Genomic DNA, 21,423 nt, shown 5'->3' with positions numbered 1-21,423 from the left:
ACTTTTTACTCACGCGTAACTAGCCGCCTGTACTTACTCGCGCGTAATTTAACGGGTGTTCAGCAACCTCGTGATCCGGATCACAGGGCCTGCGTGTGTCCATTTTCCCGAACTGCGAGGAGATCACATGAGGCTGCCCTGGCGACGGCTCTTGGCCGCGCTTTCGCTGGCTGCCGCGATGGTTGTGGCGCCCGCTGCCACCGCCTCCGCATCTGCCAACTCGGCACCGTCAAGCGGGTGGAACAACTTCTCCTGCCGCCCCTCGGCCCAACACCCCCGTCCTGTCGTCCTGGTCCACGGCACCTTCGGCAACGGCACCGACAACTGGCTCGCCTTCGCCCCCTATCTGGTGCAGCGCGGCTACTGCGTCTACTCGTTCGACTACGGCATGCTGCCCGGCGTGCCGTTGATCGGCGGCCTTGGTCCGATCGCGGACTCCGCGCAGCAGCTCTCCGACTTCACCGACCGGGTGCTCGCCGCCTCCGGCACCTCCAAGGTCGACATCGTCGGGCACTCGCAGGGCGGCATGATGCCGCGTTACTACCTGCGCTTCCTCGGCGGCGCGGCGAAGGTGAACACTCTGGTCGCGCTGGCCCCCGACAACCACGGGACCACGCTCGACGGACTCACCAAGCTGCTCCCATACTTCCCCGGCGCGGCCGACGCGCTCCACGGGATCACCCCCGGACTCGCCGACCAGGTGGCCGGATCGCCCTTCCAGCAGCACCTGAACGCGGGCGGCGACACCGTGCCCGGCGTGCACTACACGGTGATCTCGACCATCTACGACGAGGTCGTCACGCCGTATACGACCCAGGCGCTGTCCGGGCCCGACGTGCACAACGTCGTGCTCCAGAACCTGTGCCCGGTCGACGTGTCCGAGCATGTGGCCATCGGCCTGACCGACCGCATCGCCTTCCACGAGGCGGCGAACGCGCTCGATCCGGCGCACGCGACCCCGACCACCTGCCTGTCGGCGTTCAGTTAGCCCATGGCGGTGATATGCGCGAGCCGTCGGCCAGCGTGGCTTGCAGGCCAATGCTCGTGGTGACCCACAAGGTGGCCGGCTCCTCCGTGCGGTTGGACAGACCTATGGAGGAGCCGGGCCGGGCGATGGCGGCATCTCCCGGTGTCAGGGAGCGCGTCTCCCCGTCGACGGACAGCTCCACCGACCCGGACAGGACCAGGAACACCTCCTCGCGAGTGATGGTGTGCGGCGGTCCCGACGTCCCGGCCGGGACCTCGCTGCGCCAGGCGCACAGTTCCTCGCTGCCGAGTGCGGGTGCCGCGTAGGACACGAAGCGCACCCCGTGGATCTCATGTGCGACGGCGTCGGCCGCGGTGATGAAAGGCATGACAACCTCCGGCGTTAGGCAAGTAATTTGCGTAAGTTCCTTGCCTATATGTTCAAGCAGCTTGCGCACTGTGTCAAGGTGTTCCCGTGAAGAATTCCGATGCCATGAGCCTGAGCGCGGCGCTCCTCGCTGCCACCGGCTCGCTCGTCGAGGACATCCACAACGGCGTCGTGGCCCTCGGCTACACCGACCTGCGCCCCACGCACGGCTTCGTCTTCTCCCGGCTGGCCCCGTCCGGCGCGACCGTCACCGAGATCGCCGAACACCTCGGCGTCACCCGCCAGGCGGCCAGCCAGATCGTGGACGAGCTGGAACGCAAGGGATACGTCGAACGCCGCCCGCACCCCGACGACGCGCGGGCCCGGCTGGTGGTGCTCACCTCGCAAGGGTGGCGGTGCACCCGCGCCGCCGAGGAGTCCGCCGCGGAAGCCGTCCAGCCCTGGATCGAACTCCTCGGCGAGGAGCGGCTGCTCGCACTGCGCGACGAACTGGTCCGCCTCGCGCCCACCGGCCCCATCCGTCCGAGCTGGTAGCGCGGCACGCGGCCGACCGCCGGAGGAGAACGCGGCCCGGCCGCACCGGCCGTGGCAGGGTGACGCCATGAGCGACCCAGACCGCCGGCCCACCGCCCTCCGGATCATCGGGACCGTCCTCGACCCCGGCACCTGGCGCCGCTGGGACGAACCGGTGACCGTGGCCGACCTGCCCGAAGCGGGCGACTACCGGGCGGATCTGCTCGCCGCCCGCGCGCGTACCGGCCTGGACGAGTCGGTGGTGACGGGGGAGGGGCGGATCCGGGGGCGCCGAGTGGCGCTGATGGCAGGGGAGTTCGGCTTCCTCGGCGGGTCCATCGGAGTCGCCGCGGGCACCCGGCTGGTCACGGCGGTCGAACGCGCCACCCGCGAACGGCTCCCGCTGCTGGCCACGCCCGCCTCCGGCGGCACCCGCATGCAGGAAGGGACCATCGCCTTCCTCCAGATGGTCAAGGTCACCGCCGCCATCGCCGACCACAAAGCCGCCGGACTCCCTTACCTGGTCCACCTGCGGCACCCCACGACCGGCGGGGTGCTCGCCTCCTGGGGATCGCTCGGCCATGTCACCTCGGCGGAACCCGGCGCGCTCATCGGCTTCCTGGGACCACGGGTGCACCAGGCGCTCTACGGCGAGGAGTTCCCCGCCGGAGTGCAGACCTCCGAGAATCTGCTCGCCCACGGTCTGATCGACGCGGTGCTGCCCGCGGGCGCGCTCGCCGCGGCGGCGGCCACGGCGCTCGACGTGCTCTGCGGCGAGCAGGGCCCGCTCCCGCACCGGCCCCTGATCACACCCCGCCACGTGCCCGCGCCTCCGTCCGCGGCCACGCCCGCACTCGTATCTCCGCCCGCGCCCGTATCTCCGCCCGCACCCGCAGGGCAGGAAGAGAGAGGACAAGGAGAGGGCACGCCGCTTCCCGTGGACGCGTCACTTCCCACGGCCGCGCCGCTTCCCACCGACACGGCCGACTCGCTGCGCCGCAGCCGCCGACCCGAACGCCCAGGACTGCACGACCTGTTGGCCCGTGCCACCGATGTGACACCGCTGAGCGGCACCGGCGCGGGAGAGCGCGACCCCGGACTGCTGCTGGCGCTCGCCCGCTTCGGACCCTCGCCGTGCGTGGTGCTCGGCCACGACCACCGCCCCGCGGAATCCGGACCCGCGCCGCTGGGACCCGCCGGGCTGCGCGAGGCACGGCGCGGGATGCGGATCGCCGCCGAACTCGGCCTGCCCCTCCTCACCGTTGTCGACACGGCGGGCGCCGCGCTCTCCCGCGAGGCGGAGGAAGGCGGTCTCGCCGCCGAGATCGCCCGCAGCCTGGCCGACCTCGTCACGCTCCCCGCGCCCACGCTGTGCCTGCTCCTCGGCCAGGGGGCGGGCGGCGGCGCGCTCGCCCTGCTGCCCGCCGACCAGGTACTCGTCGCCCGGCACGCCTGGCTGTCCCCGCTCCCGCCCGAGGGCGCCTCCGCGATCCTCTACCGCACGACGGACCGCGCCGTCGAACTCGCCGAACAGCAGGGCATCGGCTCGGCAGCGCTGCTCGCCCACGGCATCGCGGACGCCGTCGTCCCGGAGGACCCGGATGCCGCCGACGACCCGGACGTCTTCCTCACCCGTCTCGCCCACGTCCTCGGCGCTCGTCTCGCGGACCTCCGCGCGATGGACCCGGAGCGGCGAACAGCCGCCCGCAGAGCGCGTTATCGCAGGCTGGGCGGGGTCTGAGGGGCCATTGTCAGTGGTGGGTGGCAGGCTTTTCCCATGAGCACCGAGACGGACAACCGCGACTTCTGGGACGGCGAAGCCGACCGCTTCGACGACGAGCCCGACCACGGCCTGCGCGACCCGAGGGTCAGGGACGCCTGGGCCATACGGCTGCGCTCGTGGCTGCCCGGGACGCCGTCCGACGTGCTCGACCTCGGCTGCGGCACCGGAAGCCTCGCGTTGCTCGCGGCCGAGGCGGGACACCGGATCACCGCCGTCGACTCATCGACAAAGATGGTCGCGCGGGCCGAGGAGAAGCTGGCGGGTACGGGAGCGCGGGTGCTGGTCGGCGACGCCGCCCGGCCGCCGGTCGGCCCCGCCGGATTCGACGTCGTCCTCGTCCGGCACGTGCTGTGGACCCTGCCGGATCCGGCGGCCGTACTGCGGCACTGGGTGGGGTTGTTGCGGCCGGGCGGCAGGCTCGTACTGGTCGAAGGGCGCTGGGGCGCGATCAGCCCTGTCGGCATCGGAGCCGCGGAACTCGTCGAGCTGACCGCACCGCTCGGCGGCCGACTGGTGATCGAACAGCTCGGACACGACGCCGCGTTGTGGGGCCGGGAGGTCGAGGACGAGCGGTACGCGGCGGTGCTCCGGCCGCCCGCACCCCAACGGCACAAGGAGATCGTCGACGTCCATCTGCTGCTGCTCCGCGGCGACGAGGTGCTGCTCGCCCGCCGGTCGGGCACCGGCTATGCGGACGGTCTGCTGCACGCGCCGTCCGGACACCTGGAGGACGGCGAGGACGTCAGAAGCGGCATGATCCGCGAGGCCCGCGAGGAGATCGGCATCGAGTTGGCGCCGGAGGAGCTGGCGGTCGCCCTGGTCATGCAGCACCGCGCACCGGACGGCGCGGCGAGGATCGGCTGGTTCTTCACGGCCGAATACGGCAGCGGCGGCGAGCCCGTCAACCGCGAGCCCGACAAGTGCTCCGAGCTGGGCTGGTACCCGCTGGACGCCCTGCCCGACGACATGGTCGCGTACTGCCGAGCGGGCATCGACGCCTACCGGGGCGGGCAGCCGTTCCTGCTCCACCTGCACGAGAGCGGGGACCCGATCGCCCACGACCCGGCCGGCAGCGGCCGAGCGGTGCCGCTGCCGCCGTCCGCTGTGCCAGGATCCCGGATATGAGCCTGAAGATCACCGTAGACGCGGACGCGGCCACCGCCCCGTACGAGCAACTGCGCGGGCAGATCGCGGAAGAGGTCCGCGAGGGACGCCTTCCGGTCGGCTACAAGCTGCCCACCGTACGGGGACTCGCCGAGCAGTTGGGGCTTGCGGCCAACACGGTCGCCAAGGCGTACCGCGCGCTGGAGGCCGACGGGGTGATCGAGACCCGCGGCAGGCACGGCACCTATATCGCCGCCGCCGACGCCCGCGCACGGGAAGTGGCCGCCGCGGCGGCGGAGTACGTGGCACGCACGCGCCGCCTCGGGCTCGACCGGGACGCCGCGCGGGCCGCGGTGGACGAGGCGCTCCGCGCCGTCGACGAGACCTAGAGCCCCGGATCCCGGAGGTTCTCGCTCTTGTAGGGGCGCCAACGTGGCAGGTCGGCGGCCGGGGGGCCCGGCGGGCGTGACCAGGTGGTGGGGGAGCCGTCGTAGTGAATCGGCGGGAGTGCGTAACGGAGTCGGCCCATGGGGGAGTCGGCTTCGGCGAGACGGGGGGAGTGATCGCGATGGTTCGCAGGTGGTGGAGGATCGGTCGCCGGGATGCCGTCGAGGAGCCAGGCGGCCGTGGTGGCAAGGGTCAGGCGCAGACGGCAGCCGGCGCCGGTGTCCGCGGTGAGCCGGTCGGTGAGCGCGCGCAGTACGGCGGCGGCGATCAGGTAGCCGGTACCGTGGTCGAGGAACTGGGCGGGCAGCGCGCCGGGCCGTCCCTCGGCATCGGCCTGGAGCAGGGCGATACCGGTCGCGGCCTGCACCAGACTGTCGAAGCCGCGCCGTTCGGCCCACGGTCCCTCGAAACCCCAGGCGGAGAGCTGCGCCACGATCAGGCCGGGGCGACGTTCCAACAGGGCCTGCGGGGACAGGCCGTAACGGTCGAGTGCGCCCGGCCGGTAGCCGGTGACCACCACATCGGCGCCGCCGAGCAGTTCCTCGAACGTGTCCCGGTCGGCGCGCACCGCGAGGTCCAGTGCCGTGGAGCGCTTGCCGAAGCCGGTGTCGGCCTGGGCGTCCGCGAGTTCGGGCAGCCGGGGCGAGTCGATCCGCAGCACGTCGGCGCCGAGCAGCCCGAGCGTGCGGGTGGCCACAGGTCCGGCGATGACCCGCGTCAGGTCAAGGACCCGGATCCCCGCGGCGGGCAGTGCGGCGGGCGGCAGCGTGAGGCCACGGGTCGACGCCGTGGCGGCCGGTCGGCGCTGGACGATCGGCTGGGCAGCCGCCGCCCGGCCGGGTTCGCTCGCCGCCCAGGCCGACGCGGTACGGACGGCCACGGCGAGACCGCCCGCCGCGTACACCGTCTGCTCGGAGCGTTCGCCGGGCGCTGCCGCGAGTTCTTCCGCCACTCGCGCCACGAGGGCATCGGTGTCGTCGCTGTCGTGGACGCCGAGGGCGCCGAGCAGGCGGGCCCGGTGGTGCGGGTAGTTGGCGTGGGTGCGGATCCAGCCGTCGGCGGTCGGCCAGAACCGGGAGAGCGGGGCGAAGGTGGCGCCGGGTCGGCCGTCGATCAGCAGATGCCGTTCGCTGGTGAAGGCGGTCACCATCGCGGCGTCGTCCACCCGGACGGCGGGCACGGGCCCGCCGGAGCGGGCGGCCGTCAACTCGGCCGCGGCCAGCGAGCAGACGGCGGTCGTCGCCCGACCGAGCGCCGTCACGGGGACGGCGGCCGGGAGACCGCAGACGGCGTCGTAGGTCACGCGTTCCAGCAGTTCCGGTGCCCCGCCGAGAGCGGCCCACGCATGCCGGGCCGCCGCCTCGGTGTCCTCTGTCGCCATGGAGGCATGACAACAGCGGACGTCTCCAAGGCTGCGTTCGGCACGCGCGCGTCTCCTCGTGCGTCTTCTCACACGCGGGCGGCGCGGGTCCCGGACGCCTCATCGGCCTTGGCGGCGTCCGGGGCGGGGAAACCGCCGGAGTTGCTAGAGGTAGAGGCCGTCCGACGCCTGGGCGGGGACGGGCAGGGCGGCCGTGCTGCCGCGGCGGAGCGCGTACAGCTCGGCGAGGGTGGCGCCTTCGCGGCCGATGCCCTCGGGAGTGCCCAGCCAGTTGACGGCCTCGTCACGGGTCAGCGGGCCGACCTCGATCCTGGCCAGGCAGCGGCCCGGCCGGACCACCGCGGGGTGCAGGCGTTCCAGATCCTCGTTGGTGGTGATGCCGACCAGCACATTGCGGCCCTGGCCGAGCAGCCCGTCCGTGAGATTGAGCAGCCGGGACAGTGCCTGGCCTGTCTGGTGCTTGGCCTGGCCCCGGATCAGCTCGTCGCAGTCCTCCAGCAGCAGGAGCCGCCAGCGACCGCCCGCCGTGCCGTCGTCCTCGCCGATGGCGATGTCCATCAGATAACCGACGTCGTTGAAGAGCCGCTCGGGGTCGAGCACGCAGTCGACCTGGCACCAGTCGCGCCAGGACCGGGCCAGGGTGCGCAGCGCCGAGGTCTTGCCGGTGCCGGGCGGGCCGTGGAGCAGCAGCAGGCGGCCGGTGATGTCGTCGGCCGTGAGCTTCATCAGGCCGTCCATGGAGTCGGCGACCGGCGCGGTGTAGTTCCCGCGCAGCTCCTCCCACGTGGCGGCGGAGATCTGCCGGGTGGTGCGGTGCGGTCCGCGGCGCGGCGAGACGTACCAGAAGCCCATGGTGACGTTCTCGGGCTGCGGCTCCGGCTCGTCCTCGGCGTCGTCGACGGAGGACTTCAGCACCTGCTCGGCCAGTTCGTCCGTGACGGCGGCCACGGTGACATCGGCGCCCCGGTTCCAGCGGGAGATGAGGACGGTCCAGCCGTCGCCCTCGGCGAGGGTGGCGCTGCGGTCCTTGTCGCGGGCCTGGCGCAGTACCACCGCGTCCGGCGGCAGCAGTGTGAGGCCGGACTTCACATTCTCCAGCGAGGCGCCGCGCGAGAACGGCTGCTCGCCCGAGGTGAACCGGCCCAGGAAGAGGGCGTCCACGACATCGGACGGGGAGTCGCTGTCGTCCAGTCGCAGATGGACGGGGAGCGCCTGATGCGGGGCGGTGGCGGCGGTCGGCTTGGCGGCCGGTCCCTTGCCGGTTCCGGTGGTGGGCGGCACTTGCCTCCTCGGTTCACTGGGTGTCGCGGACATGCGGCCCATGATCCGGCACGCGGGCCCGATTCGCCCAGTCTTTTTCCATGCCGGGCCTCCCACCACGCCGTTGGTGGATTCATACCGTCTTGTCAGTATTTGGCGAGGGAGGTGCCGGGGGGCTTGAACTTCTCGTACAAGCGTACGTCCATGCTCGTGGGTGTCCCCGGCGGGGCGGCGGGGGAGACCCACGGGAACGGCACTGTTGCCAGGTCACAGCGGTCGCCGCGGATCGGGCGGCCGAGCTGGGCACATGCCCTTGGAACGTCAACGCCCTTGAGGAGAAGGTGAATACGGCGTCGCGAATGAGTCCAGGATGCGCACGTGACGTGGCGGGGCGATAGGGTTAGCCTGCCCGAGCCGGGTGCCCTCGTAAGGGTGGGGAGAGTAATGGAACAGATAGCGATGCACAGCAGGCCACGAGTGCCTGCCATCAACTGCGGTACAGGCGCGTCCAGTGCGCGCCTCGACCGGCACCTCGCGATACTGGCCGGGCCCGCCCTGCCCCAGCGCGACACAGAGGAAGCGACTGTGCTGATGCAGGAGCTGACCTCGCGCAACACCGTGCACACCAAGGCCAACCGCGGTGCGAGGGTGTCGCTCTTCGCGCCGCTGCGACGGCTGCGGAGATCGCTGTTCGGCAACCGAGGCTGAGTCCGCTCCGCCCTCTCCCAGGACTCGGACTCCCAGGTCCCGCCGTCCCCTGACCTCGGTCGGGGCCGGGGACCGGCCAGGTGCTCGGATCGTCCGGCGGCCACACCGTCCCGGCTCGGCGCTGCTTCGCGCGGCGCTTCGGTGTGTGCCCGCCGCCGCCGTCCCTCCCCACCGGACGGTCCGCCGCGACACCAGGTCGCGCGGACACCCTTCACCCGGCCACAGCAGGACCGCTTACGGCAAGATCGTTCACGGCACGGCTGGTCACAGCAGGGCGAACTGCCCGTCCGGCCCTTCCTCGTGGTGTTCCAGCACGGAGGCGGGCCTGCGCCTGGCGGCGGGCACCGGCAGTACGCCGCCGGCCCGCAGTTCGGCCGTCGTGATCGTCTCGCCGCGCACCGCCAGACGGCACGCCAGACCCTCGCCGTCCGCGCGCAGACCGGCCAGCAGCGTCAGCACACTGATCAGCTCCAGCAGTTCCGACGTGGTGGCCCGCGTCCACGCGGCGGGCCGCAGCGCCTCCAGGGTCCCCGGCGCACCCGGCGCCGTACGCCGCTCGAACCACGCCTCGATCACCCGCACCCCACCTGCGGTGACCTCCCAGGCGGCCGGTGAGACCGGCGAGATCCGGCCGTCACCGATCAGCAGCGCCCGCTCGTCCGGGTCGTACGACAACTCTCCGGCGGCCGGGGTGTCCGGCAGCGGCGAGCGGACGTAGGGGCGGCTTCCTCCGGGCAGCCGGAGCCGACCGGCGTCGCGTCCCTCGGCGGGATCGGCGAACCGCGCCCCGTGGGTCTGGAGCCACAGCGTCCGGCGCCCGAGCGCCAGCCCCTCCTGCCAGAGCGCGGGATCACGGGGCAGCGGTACGAGGGCGCCGCCGGGGCCAGGCCGCGCCGCCGCGCCGATCCAGGCCAGCACGTCCGCAGCGGCGACCTCGGTGCCCAGCCGCGCGGAGAGCAGGGCGGTCAGCCCCGGCGCGATATTGGGGTCCCGGCCGCCCGGCTGCCGGAACAGCGGCCGTATCCAGCCCGGCCGCCCGGCAGGGGAGCGCCCGTCGGGCAGCAGCGCGCAGAACACCACGGCGGGCTCCGGCGCCCCGGACGCCGCCACCGACGCGGGCCGCGCCTGATACGCCTGTTCCAGCGCGAAGACCTGCCGGTCGTCGGCCGTCCGCCATATCTCGGCCCGCGCCACGTCGATCAGCCGGTGGTCGGGTATCAGCCACTGCCGGTCGTACGGGCCGTGCTGCACCCGCACCGGCTCGGGGCAGCGACCGGTCTCGCCGGCCAGCGCGGTGGTCGGGGTGCGGTGGCCCGGCAACTGCGCGACGGGCGTGTGCAGATTCCTGGCCCGCGTCGGATGCAGCAGCGCCGACCGGGCGTCCTGGTCCGCGGTGCCGGTGAACAGCGCCCACCGGGCACGCAGACAGGAAGGCTCCGCGGCCATCGGCCAGCCGCGGCCGATCCGCAACGGGCGTACGGACCACGGCATCACGTCGTGCAGCAAAGGCGCGTCATTGCTCACCGCATGCATGCTACTGACGACCCTCAGGGCGCCTCCATCGTCACCGTGAACGAGAAGCGGTCACCTCGGTAATGGATGCGCACCACGTCCACCGCCCGGCCCGACTCGTCGTAGGTCACCCCGGTGTAGTGCAATATCGGGCTCAGCAGCGGCACTTGCAACAGCCGGGCCGTCTCGGGATCGGCCAGCCGCGCCTCCACGGTGTCGGTGATCCGGCTGATCCGCACGCCGAGCACGTCCCGCAGCACCTTCGTCATCGGCCACCGCTCCAGGTCGGCGAGGTCGATCCGGGCGCCGAGTTCCGGACGTACGAAATTCTCCGCCCAGTTGGTGGGCTCACCGCTCTCGTCGCAGCGCAGCCTGCGGTAGGCCATGGCCCGGTCGAGGTCGGGGAAGTGCTCGGCGGCACCCGGCGGCAGTGGCTCGGAACCGTAGCGCAGCACCGCCGTACGGCCGCCGGACTGCTGCGCCACGATCGCGTCCACCGAGCCGAGCAGCTTCACCGGCGCCCCGCGCAGCGCCGTCGGCTCGATGAAGGTGCCGCGCCTGCGGTGCCGGCTGATCAGGCCCTCGTCCTCCAGCTCCTTGAGCGCCTGCCGCATGGTGAGGACACTCACCCCGTAGTGTCCGGCCAGCTCGTCCTCGGTGGGCAGCCGCAGCGGGGCCTGCGCGTGGCGGCCCAGTATCGAGGCGCGCAACGACTGCGAGACCTGGTACCACAGCGGCAGCTTGCGGTTCAGGACGAGGGAGTCGGGGGCGAAGGACGTCACGGCCGGAAGTTTCTCGCAAGCCCCTCCCACACCCGGTCGTAGCCCCCCTGCCGGTGCTCTCCGTTCAGCGCGAACTCGGTGGGCACGACCGGCCAGCGGGTCTCGAACATGAACGCCAGCCCGTCGTCCACGCGCTGCGGCGCCAGCTCGGCGGCGCTCGCCTTGTCGAAGGTGGCCCGGTCGGGTCCGTGCGCCGACATCATGTTGTGCAGCGAGGCGCCGCCGGGCACGAAGCCCTCGGCCTTGGCGTCGTACGCCCCCTCGATCAGGCCCATGAACTCGGTCATCACATTGCGGTGGAAGTACGGCGGCCTGAAGGTGTCCTCGCCGACCAGCCAGCGGGGGGCGAAGACCACGAAGTCCGCGCCCGCGAGCCCCGGCGTGTCCGAGGGCGAGGTGAGCACCGTGAAGATCGACGGGTCGGGGTGGTCGTAGCTGAGCGAACCCAGCACGTTGAAGCGGTGCAGGTCGTACACGTACGGCACATGGCTGCCGTGCCAGGCGACCACGTCGAGCGGCGAGTGGTCGTAGACCGCGGCCCAGAGATTGCCGCCGAATTTGTTGACCACCTCCGTCTGCTCGTCCCGGTCCTCGTAGGCGGCGACCGGGGCGCGGAAATCCCGCGCGTTGGCCAGTCCGTTCGCACCGATCGGGCCCAACTCGGGGAGTTGGAAGGGCTGGCCGTAGTTCTCGCAGACGTAGCCGCTCGCCGTGCCGTCCGGCAGTTCGACGCGGAAGCGGACGCCGCGCGGGATCAGCGCGACCTCGCCCGGATCGGCGCGGATCAGCCCCAGCTCGGTCCGCAGCAGCAGGGCGCCCTGCTGCGGCACGATCAGGAACTCGCCGTCCGAGGACGAGAACACCCGGTTGTGCATCGAGAGGTTGGCCGCGTACCAGTGGATGCCGATGCCCTCACGGCGCAGCACATCGCCGTTGCCCCCGACCGTGACCAGGCCGGTCACGAAATCCGTCGGCTCCTGCGGCATCGGCAGCGGGCCCCAGCGCAGCCGGTTGGGGTCGGGCTCCACGTCCAGGAACGGGGCGCTGCGCACCTGGCCGTTGGGGACCCGGCGGAAGGGCGGATGGGCGGCCGAGGGCCGGATCCGGTAGAGCCAGCTCCGCCGGTTGCGGGCGCGCGGCTCGGTGAACGCGGTGCCGCTGAGCTGTTCCGCGTAGAGCCCGAAGGGGGCGCGCTGCGGTGAGTTGCGCCCCTCCGGGAGCGCGCCCGCCACGGCTTCGCTGCTGTGCTCGTTGCCGAAACCCGAGGAGTACGGCAGGTCCTTGCCGTCCTCGGCGTCGGCGCCGCCCGGCCCGTTCACGGCGTTCGTGGCGTTCATGGTCTGCTCCCGGTGGGGTCTCGTCCGTGATTCCTATGCTGAACCATAGGAATCACGGCGGCAACCCTCAGCCCGAGCCTGTGGAAAACTCCGCTGCCAGGGCCCGGACGGTGGCCGCGGCCGACACCGCGTGGCCGCGCGCCGAGGCGTGCACCAGGTCGGCGCTGTACAGGTCGCGGTCGGCGACGGCGGGATGGTCGTACATCTCGACGACCACCGCGCCGTAGCGCTCCGCGACCGTCCGGGTCACCTGATTGAGGACGGCGACGCCGCTCTCCAGCGGGCCGCCGCGCAATTCCGGTACGGCCGCCGCGACATTCACCAACGCGTACGCGAACAGAGTCCTGCCGGGCGCGGTCAGCCGGGAGAAGAGCAGGTCGAGCTCCTTCTCCAGCACCTCGGGGGAGAAGCCGGGCAGCAGCAGGTCATTGCCGCCGCAGACGATCGCGACCAGGTCGGGCGCGAAGCGCGCGGCGCGCTCGGCCTGGTCGGCGCGTACCTGGCCGGCGGTGAGACCGCGCATGCCGAGGTTGAGATACGTCAGCTCCGGCACGACCCGGCGCAGGGCCTCCGCGGTGCGGTCGGCCCAGGGCGCGGTGCGGTATCCGGGCACGGGGTCGCCCAGGCCCTCGGCGATGCTGTCGCCGACGACCGCGAAGCGCTTCCAGGGCGCGCCGCGCAGCAGCCGGTCGCTCTCCTCGGGCGACAGGCAGTGGGGGTCGGCGGCCTCCGCCGGGTGATCGGCCGCATAGGTGGCGGAGAAGGCGCTGACGGCGCTGGGGACGGGACCGGGGAGAGGAACAGGACCGGGATCGGGAGTGGGGAGGGGAACGGGAACGGGAACGGGAACGGCGTCGCTGTGCTGCGTCATCTCAGGACTCCTTGGCGAGGGTGCGGGTCAGGCCGAGGCCGACCACGGCGGCGACGGCGGCAAGCGCGGCGCAGACGATGAACACCTCGCGGAACGCCCGCGTCCCGTCCAGGCCGTGGGCGGCGATGACCGAGGCGGTCGCGGCGACGCCGAGCGCGCCGCCCAACTGCCGCGCGGTGGTGGTCATGCCGACCCCCGAGGCGAACCGCCGGGGCGGCAGCGATGTCGCGGCGGCGGTGGACAGGGCGGTGAGCGTGGCCCCGAAGGCGGCGCCGCCGATCAGGCCCATGGGCAGCCACAGCGCCAGGAATCGGGTGTCGGTGCCGAGTTGGAACCAGGTCCAGACGCTCACCGCGGCGAAGGCGGCCATGGACACGGCGACGACGACGGGCAGATGGTGCGGCCGGGCGCGCTTGCCGACCACCAGGGCGGCCACCGCGGAGGTGAGCGCGCCGGGTGTGAGGGCGAAGCCCGCCTTGAGGACCGAGTAGTGCCACACGGTGGTGAGGAACAGCGGTCCGCAGAGCATCCAGGCGAAGAGCGCGGCCCCGGCGAAAGCGGCTGCGCAGGAGGCGACGGCGAAGGTGCGGTCGCGGAACAGGCCGGTCTCGACGGCGGGCGTCACCTCGTGCGTGGAACGGACGAGCGCCACTACGAGCAGCGCCGCGCCGCACAATGTGCTGCCCACAGTGGCCGCGGACGCCCAGCCCCAGTCGCTGCCCTTGCTGAGGCCGAGCACCAGCAGGCCGATGCCCAGGGTGACAGCGAGCGTGCCCAGCGGGTCGGGCAACCGCCGTTCCGCGCCGGTGCGTTCCGGCAGGCCGCGCAGTCCCGCGGCCACCAGGAGGATGCCCACCGGCACATTGATGAGGAAAACGGAGCGCCAGCCGAAGGCGTCGACCAGCAGACCGCCCAGGCTCGGCCCGGCGGCGCTGGCCATCGAGCCCGCGGCGCCCCAGACGCCGATCGCCGCCGCGAGCCCGGCGGGAGGCGTGGTGGCGAGCAGCAGCCCGAGCGCGGCCGGGATCATCCCGGCCGCGGCGGCGCCCTGGAGGGCGCGGGCGGCGATCAGCCAGGGCAGGCCGGGCGCGGCGGCGCACAAGGCGGAGGCGACCGTGAAACCGGTGAGCGACAGCAGGAAGACGCGCTTGCGGCCGAAGGCGTCGGCTATCCGGCCCGCAGGGGTGAGCAGCGCGGCGAAGAGCACCGCGTAGCTGCTCACGACCCACGACAGGTCGGACACGCGGTCGGCGGGGAAGCTCTTGGCCAGGTCGGGGAAAGCGACGTTGACCACGGTGGCGTCGAGGAACGCGATGAAGGTGGCGCCCGCGCTGAGCAGCAGGACGAGACCCGGTCTGATGTCCGGGCTCCGTCCTGAGCCGGGCGGTGCGGGGAGTGTGGAAGCGGGGGAGGGCATGGGCCGTCCTTGTCTTGGAAGCGAGAAACATACTGGGAGTACATACTGATGGTATGAAAATACATACCGAAGGTATGTAGGTGTCAAGAGTGGGCAGGCCCTAGGGTGGGAAGGGCATCGCGAACGACAGGAGGGCGCCGCCGTGGCAGCACCGCGCACAGGCACCGGAAGCGGGACGGGCACCGTCCCGGCCCGCAGGGCGGCGGCACGCCCCACGCAGCGCGAACGGTCGGACGCCACCGTGGAGGACCTGCTCACCGCGGCCCGCGCGCTGTTCGCCGCCGAGGGCTACGCGGCCACCTCGCTGGACGCGGTCTGCGAGCGGGCGGGCGTCACCAAAGGCGCCCTGTACCACCACTTCTCCGGCAAGAGGCAGCTCTTCAGCGCCGTCTACACCCGCGAGCAGGAACGTCTCGCCCACCGGATCTCGACCGCGTATCTCCAGGTCGCCGACCCGTGGGAGGCGGTTTACGAGGGCAGCCGCGCCTATCTGGAGGCGTCCTTGGACCCCGAGGTGCAGCGCATCACGCTCTTCGACGCTCCGGGCGCGCTCGGCTGGGAGGCGATGCGCGACCTCGGCGTCAACTGCCGCCAACTCACCCTGCGCGGCGTGAAGCACGCCATCAAGGCGGGCGCGATCTCGCAGCGCCCCGCCGACCCGTTGACGTCGATGCTCTACGGCGGACTCAGCGAGAGCGCGATGGCGATCGTCAGGGCCGACGACCCGCCGGCCGCCCTGGCGGAAGCCCTCGCCGACCTGCGCAAGCTCTTCGACGCGCTCGCCGCGAAGGGCTGACGGCGCCGTGCCACGGGCCGTGGGCGCCGACAGCGGACTGCGCCGCGCACCGGTGCAGCAGCGCAGCACCGAACGCCTGGAGCGCATCCTCGACGCCTGCGCCCGGCTGTTGGACGAGGGCGGTTACGAGCGTCTCAGCACCCGCGCCGTCGCCGCCCGCGCGGGTGTCCCCATCGGGTCGGTCTACCGTTTCTTCTCCGACAAGCGCGCCCTCGCGGACGCCCTCGCCCACCGCAACCTCGACGAATTCCTCGACCGTACGGCCGCGCGTCTCGCGGAGCCCGGCACCGACCCCGACTGGCGCACGGCGGTGAACATCCTGGTCGACGAGTACACCGCCATGAAGCGCACCGCGCCCGGTTTCGCGCTGGTCGACTTCGGCGTGCCGGGCGAGACCAACCACGACCTCGCCGACCGGCTGCCCGCGCTGCTCGGCGAACGGCTCTCGGTCGACCCCTCGGAACCCCGGCTGCGGCTGGCCCTGGTGATCGCCGTCGAGACGGCGGACGCCGCGCTGCAACTCGCCTTCCGCACCGACCCGTCGGGCGACCCCGATGTGATCTCCGAGACGAAGGCGCTGATCCGGGCCTATCTCGCGACCGTCCTGGACTGACCCCCCCCGGGGCCTCGCCGCCCCTTCCCGGATCTCCCCGCACCTCCGCGGGCCTCCCCGGGTCTCCCGCATCTGCCACGAGCCGGCCGGGCGCCCGCTCCCGCAGCGCCTCCGCACCCGCCCTCGAAGGGGCCGATGCCCGCTCCAGGGGTCGTTGTCAGTACCGCCGGGTAATGTCGAAGACGACCGCGCGCCAACGTCGCCGCCCGTCCAGGGGAGTCCCCGATGACCCGAACCGCCCTGCGCATCTGTCCGCTCTGCGAGGCCACCTGCGGCCTCACGCTGTCCGTCGACGACGGACGGGTGACGCATGCCCGCGGCGACCGGGACGACGTGTTCAGCGCGGGCTTCATTTGTCCCAAGGGCGCCGCTTTCGGCGCGCTCGACGCCGACCCCGACCGGCTGCGGCGCCCCCTGATGCGCCGCGAGGGCCGGCTGACCGAGGCGACGTGGGACGAGGCGTACGCGGCCGTCGCCGCCGGGATCGGCGCGGTCACCGGCGCGTACGGCGGTGACGCGGTCGGCGTCGTCCTCGGCAACCCCAATGTGCACACGATGGCGGGCGGCCTCTACCCCGCGCAGCTCATCGGCGCGCTGCGCACCCGCCGCGTCTTCACCGCGAGCACGCTCGACCAGATGCCCAAGCACGTGTCCTGCGGCTATCTCTTCGGCGACCCGAACGCGATCCCGGTGCCCGACTTGGACCGCACCGACCATCTGCTGCTCATCGGCGCGAACCCGCTGGTCTCCAACGGCAGTCTGGCCACCGCCGCCGACTTCCCCGGCAAGCTCAAGGCGCTGCGACGGCGCGGCGGCAGACTCGTCGTCATCGACCCGCACCGCACCAGGACCGCCCGCGCCGCCGACCGCCATGTGGCGCCCAGGCCCGGCACCGACGCGGCCCTGCTGCTCGCCATGGTCCGGACACTGTTCGCCGAAGGACTCGTGGATCCCGGCGAACTGACCCCGTGGCTCAGCGGCGTGGCCGAGGTACGCGACCTGGTGACGGATTTCGCGCCGGAGGCGGTCGCCGCGTATTGCGACGTCCCGTCCGACGACATCCGCGCCCTGGCACGCGAGTTGGCGGCGGCCGACCGCGCCGTGGTCTACGGGCGGCTCGGCAGCACCGCCGTGGAATTCGGCACCCTGGCGAGCTGGGCGGTCGACGTGCTCAACGCGCTGACCGGCAATCTGGACCGACCGGGCGGCGCCATGTTCCCGCTCGCGGCCACCGCGCGGGCGCCCCGACCTCCCGGCCCCGGCAAGGGATTCCGCGTCGGCCGCTGGCACAGCCGGGTCTCGGGACACCCCGAGGTCAAGGGCGAACTGCCCGCCGCCGCCCTCGCCGAGGAGATCGACACCCCGGGGGACGGCCGCCTGCGCGCCCTCGTCGTGGTCGCGGCCAACCCGGTGCTGTCCGCCCCCGACGGCCTGCGGCTCGACCGCGCCCTGGACGGCCTGGACTTCATGGTCAGCGTCGATCCGTATCTCAACGAGACCTCGCGCCACGCCGATGTGGTGCTGCCGCCGCCTCCGCCCGCGCAGAGCGCGCACTACGACTTCGCCTTCAGCACCCTCGCGGTCCGCAACACCGTCCGCTACAGCCCGCCCGCGGTGCCGCTGGAGGACGGGCTGCTGGACGAACCGGAGATCCACGCCCGGCTGATCCTCGCCGTCCTGGGCCAGGCCCGGGAGCAGGGAGCCGACCCCGCGCTCGTGGACGAACAGGCGGTGGTCCGCAAGCTCACCGCCGAGACCGGCGACCCGCACTCGCCGGTCCACGGCTGGGACGTCGCGGAGCTGTCCGCCGCGCTCGGCGGGAGCACCGGATACGAGCGGCGGCTCGACATGATGTTGCGCCTCGGCCCGTACGGCGACGGCTTCGGCGCCGACCCCGACGGCCTCACCCTGGCGAGGGTCCTGGACCGGCCGCACGGCATCGACCTCGGCCCGCTGCGCCCGCGCGTGCCTGAGGTGCTGCGGACACCGTCCGGCACGGTCGAGCTGGCGCCCGAGGCCATTGCCGCCGATCTGCCCCGGCTGCGGGCCGCGGTGACGCGCGGCGCGGACGGCGAAGGGCTGGTCCTCATCGGGCGCCGCCATCTGCGGTCCAACAACTCCTGGATGCACAATGTGCCCGCGCTCACCGGCGGCACCAACCGCTGCACGGCGCAGATACACCCCGACGACGCGGCCCGGCTCGGACTGGCCGACGGAGCGCTCGCCCTGATCAAGGGCGACGGCGGGGAGATCACCGCGGTCGTCGAGATCACCGACGCGCTGCGCCCCGGAGTGGTCAGCGTGCCGCACGGCTGGGGTCACGACCGCGAGGGCACCCGGCTGACCGAGGCGGCCCGCGAACCGGGCGTCAACGTCAACCAGTTGCTCGACGGCACGCGGCTCGACCCGCTCTCCGGCACGGCGGTGCTCAACGGATTCCCGATACGGATGGAGGCCGTCCGCTGACCCGCGCCGCGCCCGTGACACGGCCGGGTGACACGGCGCCGCCGAGTGGTGTGACACCCGGACAGCGGGGCACGGGACCCCTGGGCGCGGGTCGCCCGGGGAGGGCGGCCGGACGTCACGAGCCCGGCCCGGCCGCGCGCGGAGCCCGGGTCGTCGGGTGTTCCCGGCGCGACGTGACTGACGGCACGCGACACACCCTGGCCACAAAAAACTAACGGCGCTAGTTTGGGCGTCGGACGCAGAGCGGTGACCCCGGAGGGCAGCAACGGTGGACGGTACGGCAGAGGGCGCACAGGACCTGGTGACATCGCGCGACGCCCAGTACATCGGCGGGAAATGGCGCCCCGCCGCGGGCGGCGGCCGGATCGACGTCGTCAACCCGGTGACCGAGAAGGTCATCGGACAGGTGCCCGCGGGCACCGCGGAGGACGTGGACGAGGCCGTACGCGCCGCGCGCGCCGCCCTGCCCGGCTGGGCGGCCACCCCGCCCGCGGAACGCGGCGCGATACTCGGCGCGGTACGCGACCTGATGGCGGCGCGCCGCGAGGAGATCGCCGCGACCGTGGCCGCCGAGCTGGGCGCGCCGCCCGCCTTCGCCGCCGCCGTCCACACCGACATGCCCACCGCCGTCATGGGCGGCTTCGCCGCGCTCGCCGCCGGGTACGCCTTCGAGGAACAGGTCGGCAACTCACGGGTGTTCCAGGAGCCGGTCGGCGTCGTCGGCGCGATCACCCCGTGGAACTACCCGCTGCACCAGGTCGTCGCCAAGGCCGCCCCCGCGCTGGCCGCGGGCTGCACCGTGGTGCTCAAGCCCGCGGAGGACACCCCGCTGGTCGCCCAGCTCTTCGCCGCGATCCTCGACGAGGCCGGGCTCCCCGCCGGAGTCTTCAATCTGGTCACCGGCCTCGGCCCGGTCGCCGGACAGGCGCTCGCCGAGCACCCCGGCGTGGACATGGTCTCCTTCACCGGTTCCACCGCGGTCGGACGGCAGATCGGCGCCACCGCGGGCGCCGCCGTCAAGCGCGTCGCGCTCGAACTGGGCGGAAAGTCCGCGAACGTCATCCTCCCCGGCGCCGACCTCGCCCGCGCCGTCAACGTCGGCATCGCCAACGTCTTCGCCAACTCCGGCCAGACATGCAGCGCCTGGACCCGGATCCTCGTCGACTCCGCGCGCTACGACGAAGCCGTCGAGGCGGCCACCGCGGCAGCCGCCAAGTACGTACCCGGCGAACGGCTCGGCCCGGTCGTCAACGCCAAGCAGCGCGAGCGGGTGCGCGGCTACATACGGCGCGGCGCCGCGGAAGGCGCGCGGATCGTCGTCGGCGGCCCCGACGCGCCGGACGGACTGGAGACCGGCTACTACGTACGCCCCACCGTCTTCGCCGACGTCGACCCCGGTATGACGATCGCCCAGGAGGAGATCTTCGGCCCGGTCGTCGCCCTGATCAGGTATGAGGACGAGGACGACGCCCTGCGCATCGCCAACGGCACGGTCTACGGGCTCGCGGGCGCGGTCTGGGGCGCCGACGACGCGGAGGCCGTCGCCTTCGCCCGCCGGATGGACACCGGACAGGTCGACATCAACGGCGGCCGGTTCAACCCGCTGGCGCCCTTCGGCGGTTACAAGCAGTCCGGAGTCGGCCGCGAGCTGGGCGCGCACGGGCTGGCGGAGTACCTCCAGACGAAGTCGCTCCAGTTCTGACCGCAGGACCGCCCGACCTGCCCGAACCGCCCGAACCGCCTGAACCTCCCGACCCGTTCGGGCCGACTCGGTCGACTCGGTCGACTCGGTCGACCAGGATCACCCCGGCCGACCCGGCCGACCCGGTCCGACCGGCCCGTTGCCCCACCCCGCTCACGCCCACTCGTCCGCACCGGCGTCCGACCGCATCCTTCAGCCCCCGACCGCATCCGTCCGCATCCGGATCCGCTCGCAGCCCCGCACTCAGGAGACCTCGTGGTACGCGCAGCCGTCCTGCCCGCCGTCAACGCGCCGCTGGCCGTCGCCGACATCGAGCTGCCCGACCCCGGCCCCGGACAGGTCCGGGTCCGGCTGGCGGCGGCGGGCGTCTGCCACTCCGACCTGTCGCTGTCCAACGGGACGCTGCGCCAGCCGGTACCCGCCGTCCTCGGCCACGAGGGCGCGGGCACGGTGGTGTCGGTCGGAGACGGCGTCGGCCATCTCGCCCCCGGTGACCGCGTGGTCCTCAACTGGGCGCCCGCCTGCGGCGACTGCCACTTCTGCGGCCTCGCCGAGCCCTGGCTGTGCGCCAACTCCGCCACGGCAGCCGCCAGTCCGTACGCGACGCTGGCCGCCGACGGCAGTCCGCTCTACCCGGGCCTGGGCACTGCCGTCTTCGCCGAGGAGACCGTGGTCGCCGCGGGCGCGGTCCTTCCGCTCCCCGACGGCGTCCCGCTCACCGACGCCGCGCTGCTCGGCTGCGCCGTACTCACCGGCTACGGCGCGGTGCACCACTCGGCGCGGATCCGTACCGGCGAGAGCGTCGCCGTCTACGGGGTCGGCGGCGTGGGGCTCGCCGTGCTCCAGTCGGCGCGGATCGCGGGCGCCGAGCGGATCATCGCGGTCGATGTCGCGCCCGCCAAGGAGGAACTGGCGCGGGCGGCCGGCGCCACCGACTTCGTCGTCTCCGGCGACGACACGGCCAAGCGGATCCGCAAGCTCACCGACGGCTTCGGCGCCGACGCGGCCATCGAGTGCGTGGGCCGCGCCGACACCATCCGCACCGCCTGGTCCTCCACCCGCCGCGGCGGCCGTACGACGGTGGTCGGCATCGGCGGCCAGGACCAGCAGGTCACCTTCACCGCGCTGGAACTCTTCTACTTCGGCCGCACGCTCTCCGGCTGCGTGTACGGAAACTGCGACCCGGCCGTGGATCTGCCGGTGCTCGCCGAGCACGTACGGGCGGGCCGCCTCGACCTGTCCGCCATGGTCACCGACCGCATCACGCTCGACGACATCCCGGCGGCGTTCGAGGCGATGACCGCCGGGCGCGGCGGCCGGGCGCTGGTGGTCTTCTGACCGGTCGGGCCGGATTCCCGCAGGACCGCGAACCCACCG

General features: G+C 73.0%; 19 protein-coding genes. 11 read left to right on the top strand and 8 right to left on the bottom strand.

Annotation, left to right across the window (positions count from 1 at the left end):
- The first annotated feature begins 127 nt into the window (after positions 1-127).
- Complete coding sequence (locus ACFZBB_RS31680; RefSeq protein ID WP_391129696.1) at positions 128-988, top strand: alpha/beta fold hydrolase; 861 nt, start codon at positions 128-130, stop codon at positions 986-988.
- On the opposite strand, the gene ACFZBB_RS31675 is transcribed toward ACFZBB_RS31680, so the two are convergent.
- Entirely contained in the window at positions 981-1,355 is a 375-nt protein-coding gene (locus tag ACFZBB_RS31675; protein WP_391048546.1) for a cupin domain-containing protein, read from the bottom strand. The genes ACFZBB_RS31680 and ACFZBB_RS31675 overlap by 8 nt on opposite strands.
- An 86-nt stretch (positions 1,356-1,441) precedes the next feature.
- On the opposite strand from ACFZBB_RS31675, the gene ACFZBB_RS31670 reads away from it, so the two are divergent.
- From ACFZBB_RS31670 to ACFZBB_RS31655, 4 genes are all read left to right on the top strand, one after another.
- Entirely contained in the window at positions 1,442-1,888 is a 447-nt protein-coding gene (locus tag ACFZBB_RS31670) for a MarR family transcriptional regulator (RefSeq protein ID WP_391129693.1), read from the top strand.
- 67 nt (positions 1,889-1,955) lie between these two features.
- Positions 1,956-3,608, top strand: a complete 1,653-nt coding sequence (locus tag ACFZBB_RS31665; protein ID WP_391129690.1) for a carboxyl transferase domain-containing protein — start codon at positions 1,956-1,958, stop codon at positions 3,606-3,608.
- 36 nt (positions 3,609-3,644) lie between these two features.
- Positions 3,645-4,775: a methyltransferase domain-containing protein gene (locus ACFZBB_RS31660; RefSeq protein ID WP_391129687.1), complete on the top strand. Its 1,131-nt coding sequence runs from the start codon at positions 3,645-3,647 to the stop codon at positions 4,773-4,775.
- Positions 4,772-5,143, top strand: coding sequence for a GntR family transcriptional regulator (locus ACFZBB_RS31655; RefSeq protein ID WP_391129684.1), 372 nt, complete (start codon positions 4,772-4,774; stop codon positions 5,141-5,143). The genes ACFZBB_RS31660 and ACFZBB_RS31655 overlap by 4 nt, the downstream gene beginning before the upstream one ends.
- Here the strand turns inward: ACFZBB_RS31655 and ACFZBB_RS31650 are convergent.
- Complete coding sequence (locus ACFZBB_RS31650; RefSeq protein WP_391129681.1) at positions 5,140-6,582, bottom strand: CoA transferase; 1,443 nt, start codon at positions 6,580-6,582, stop codon at positions 5,140-5,142. The genes ACFZBB_RS31655 and ACFZBB_RS31650 overlap by 4 nt on opposite strands.
- 144 nt (positions 6,583-6,726) lie before the next feature.
- Positions 6,727-7,896: a DUF5925 domain-containing protein gene (locus ACFZBB_RS31645; protein ID WP_355333418.1), complete on the bottom strand. Its 1,170-nt coding sequence runs from the start codon at positions 7,894-7,896 to the stop codon at positions 6,727-6,729.
- Positions 7,897-8,286: 390 nt separating this feature from the next.
- On the opposite strand from ACFZBB_RS31645, the gene ACFZBB_RS31640 reads away from it, so the two are divergent.
- Entirely contained in the window at positions 8,287-8,550 is a 264-nt protein-coding gene (locus tag ACFZBB_RS31640) for a hypothetical protein (protein WP_188283793.1), read from the top strand.
- Between the two features lie 264 nt (positions 8,551-8,814).
- Here the strand turns inward: ACFZBB_RS31640 and ACFZBB_RS31635 are convergent, their stop codons facing one another.
- The 5 genes from ACFZBB_RS31635 to ACFZBB_RS31615 all read right to left on the bottom strand — a co-directional run bounded on the left by ACFZBB_RS31635 (position 8,815) and on the right by ACFZBB_RS31615 (position 14,469).
- Positions 8,815-10,083, bottom strand: coding sequence for a type ISP restriction/modification enzyme (locus ACFZBB_RS31635; RefSeq protein WP_391129678.1), 1,269 nt, complete (start codon positions 10,081-10,083; stop codon positions 8,815-8,817).
- Positions 10,084-10,097: 14 nt separating this feature from the next.
- Positions 10,098-10,844, bottom strand: coding sequence for a GntR family transcriptional regulator (locus ACFZBB_RS31630; RefSeq protein WP_355333412.1), 747 nt, complete (start codon positions 10,842-10,844; stop codon positions 10,098-10,100).
- A complete protein-coding gene (gene hmgA / locus ACFZBB_RS31625) occupies positions 10,841-12,181 on the bottom strand; it encodes a homogentisate 1,2-dioxygenase (RefSeq protein ID WP_391129675.1) in 1,341 nt (446 codons plus the stop codon). The genes ACFZBB_RS31630 and hmgA overlap by 4 nt, the downstream gene beginning before the upstream one ends.
- A gap of 67 nt (positions 12,182-12,248) precedes the next feature.
- Positions 12,249-13,052: a GDSL-type esterase/lipase family protein gene (locus ACFZBB_RS31620; RefSeq protein WP_391129672.1), complete on the bottom strand. Its 804-nt coding sequence runs from the start codon at positions 13,050-13,052 to the stop codon at positions 12,249-12,251.
- Between the two features lies 1 nt (position 13,053).
- Positions 13,054-14,469 carry a DHA2 family efflux MFS transporter permease subunit gene (locus ACFZBB_RS31615; RefSeq protein ID WP_391129669.1) on the bottom strand — a complete coding sequence of 472 codons (1,416 nt, stop codon included), beginning with the start codon at positions 14,467-14,469 and terminating at the stop codon, positions 13,054-13,056.
- A gap of 142 nt (positions 14,470-14,611) precedes the next feature.
- On the opposite strand from ACFZBB_RS31615, the gene ACFZBB_RS31610 reads away from it, so the two are divergent.
- The 5 genes from ACFZBB_RS31610 (at position 14,612) to ACFZBB_RS31590 (ending at position 21,384) form a co-directional block, all read left to right on the top strand.
- Positions 14,612-15,265: a TetR family transcriptional regulator gene (locus ACFZBB_RS31610; RefSeq protein ID WP_391129666.1), complete on the top strand. Its 654-nt coding sequence runs from the start codon at positions 14,612-14,614 to the stop codon at positions 15,263-15,265.
- A 7-nt stretch (positions 15,266-15,272) separates the two neighbouring features.
- Positions 15,273-15,878, top strand: a complete 606-nt coding sequence (locus tag ACFZBB_RS31605) for a TetR family transcriptional regulator (RefSeq protein ID WP_391129663.1) — start codon at positions 15,273-15,275, stop codon at positions 15,876-15,878.
- A 225-nt stretch (positions 15,879-16,103) separates the two neighbouring features.
- Positions 16,104-18,344 carry a molybdopterin-dependent oxidoreductase gene (locus ACFZBB_RS31600; RefSeq protein WP_391129660.1) on the top strand — a complete coding sequence of 747 codons (2,241 nt, stop codon included), beginning with the start codon at positions 16,104-16,106 and terminating at the stop codon, positions 18,342-18,344.
- Between the two features lie 301 nt (positions 18,345-18,645).
- The gene (locus tag ACFZBB_RS31595) at positions 18,646-20,046 is read left to right on the top strand and encodes an aldehyde dehydrogenase family protein (protein WP_391129843.1); all 1,401 of its coding nucleotides are present in this window, start codon (positions 18,646-18,648) and stop codon (positions 20,044-20,046) included.
- A gap of 255 nt (positions 20,047-20,301) precedes the next feature.
- The gene (locus ACFZBB_RS31590) at positions 20,302-21,384 is read left to right on the top strand and encodes a zinc-binding dehydrogenase (protein ID WP_391129657.1); all 1,083 of its coding nucleotides are present in this window, start codon (positions 20,302-20,304) and stop codon (positions 21,382-21,384) included.
- Positions 21,385-21,423 lie beyond the last annotated feature (39 nt).

This window comes from Streptomyces sp. NPDC008139, assembly GCF_042957025.1.
In the GTDB taxonomy this organism is placed as follows: Bacteria; Actinomycetota; Actinomycetes; order Streptomycetales; family Streptomycetaceae; genus Actinacidiphila.
This window is presented reverse-complemented; position numbering and strand designations above follow the sequence as displayed.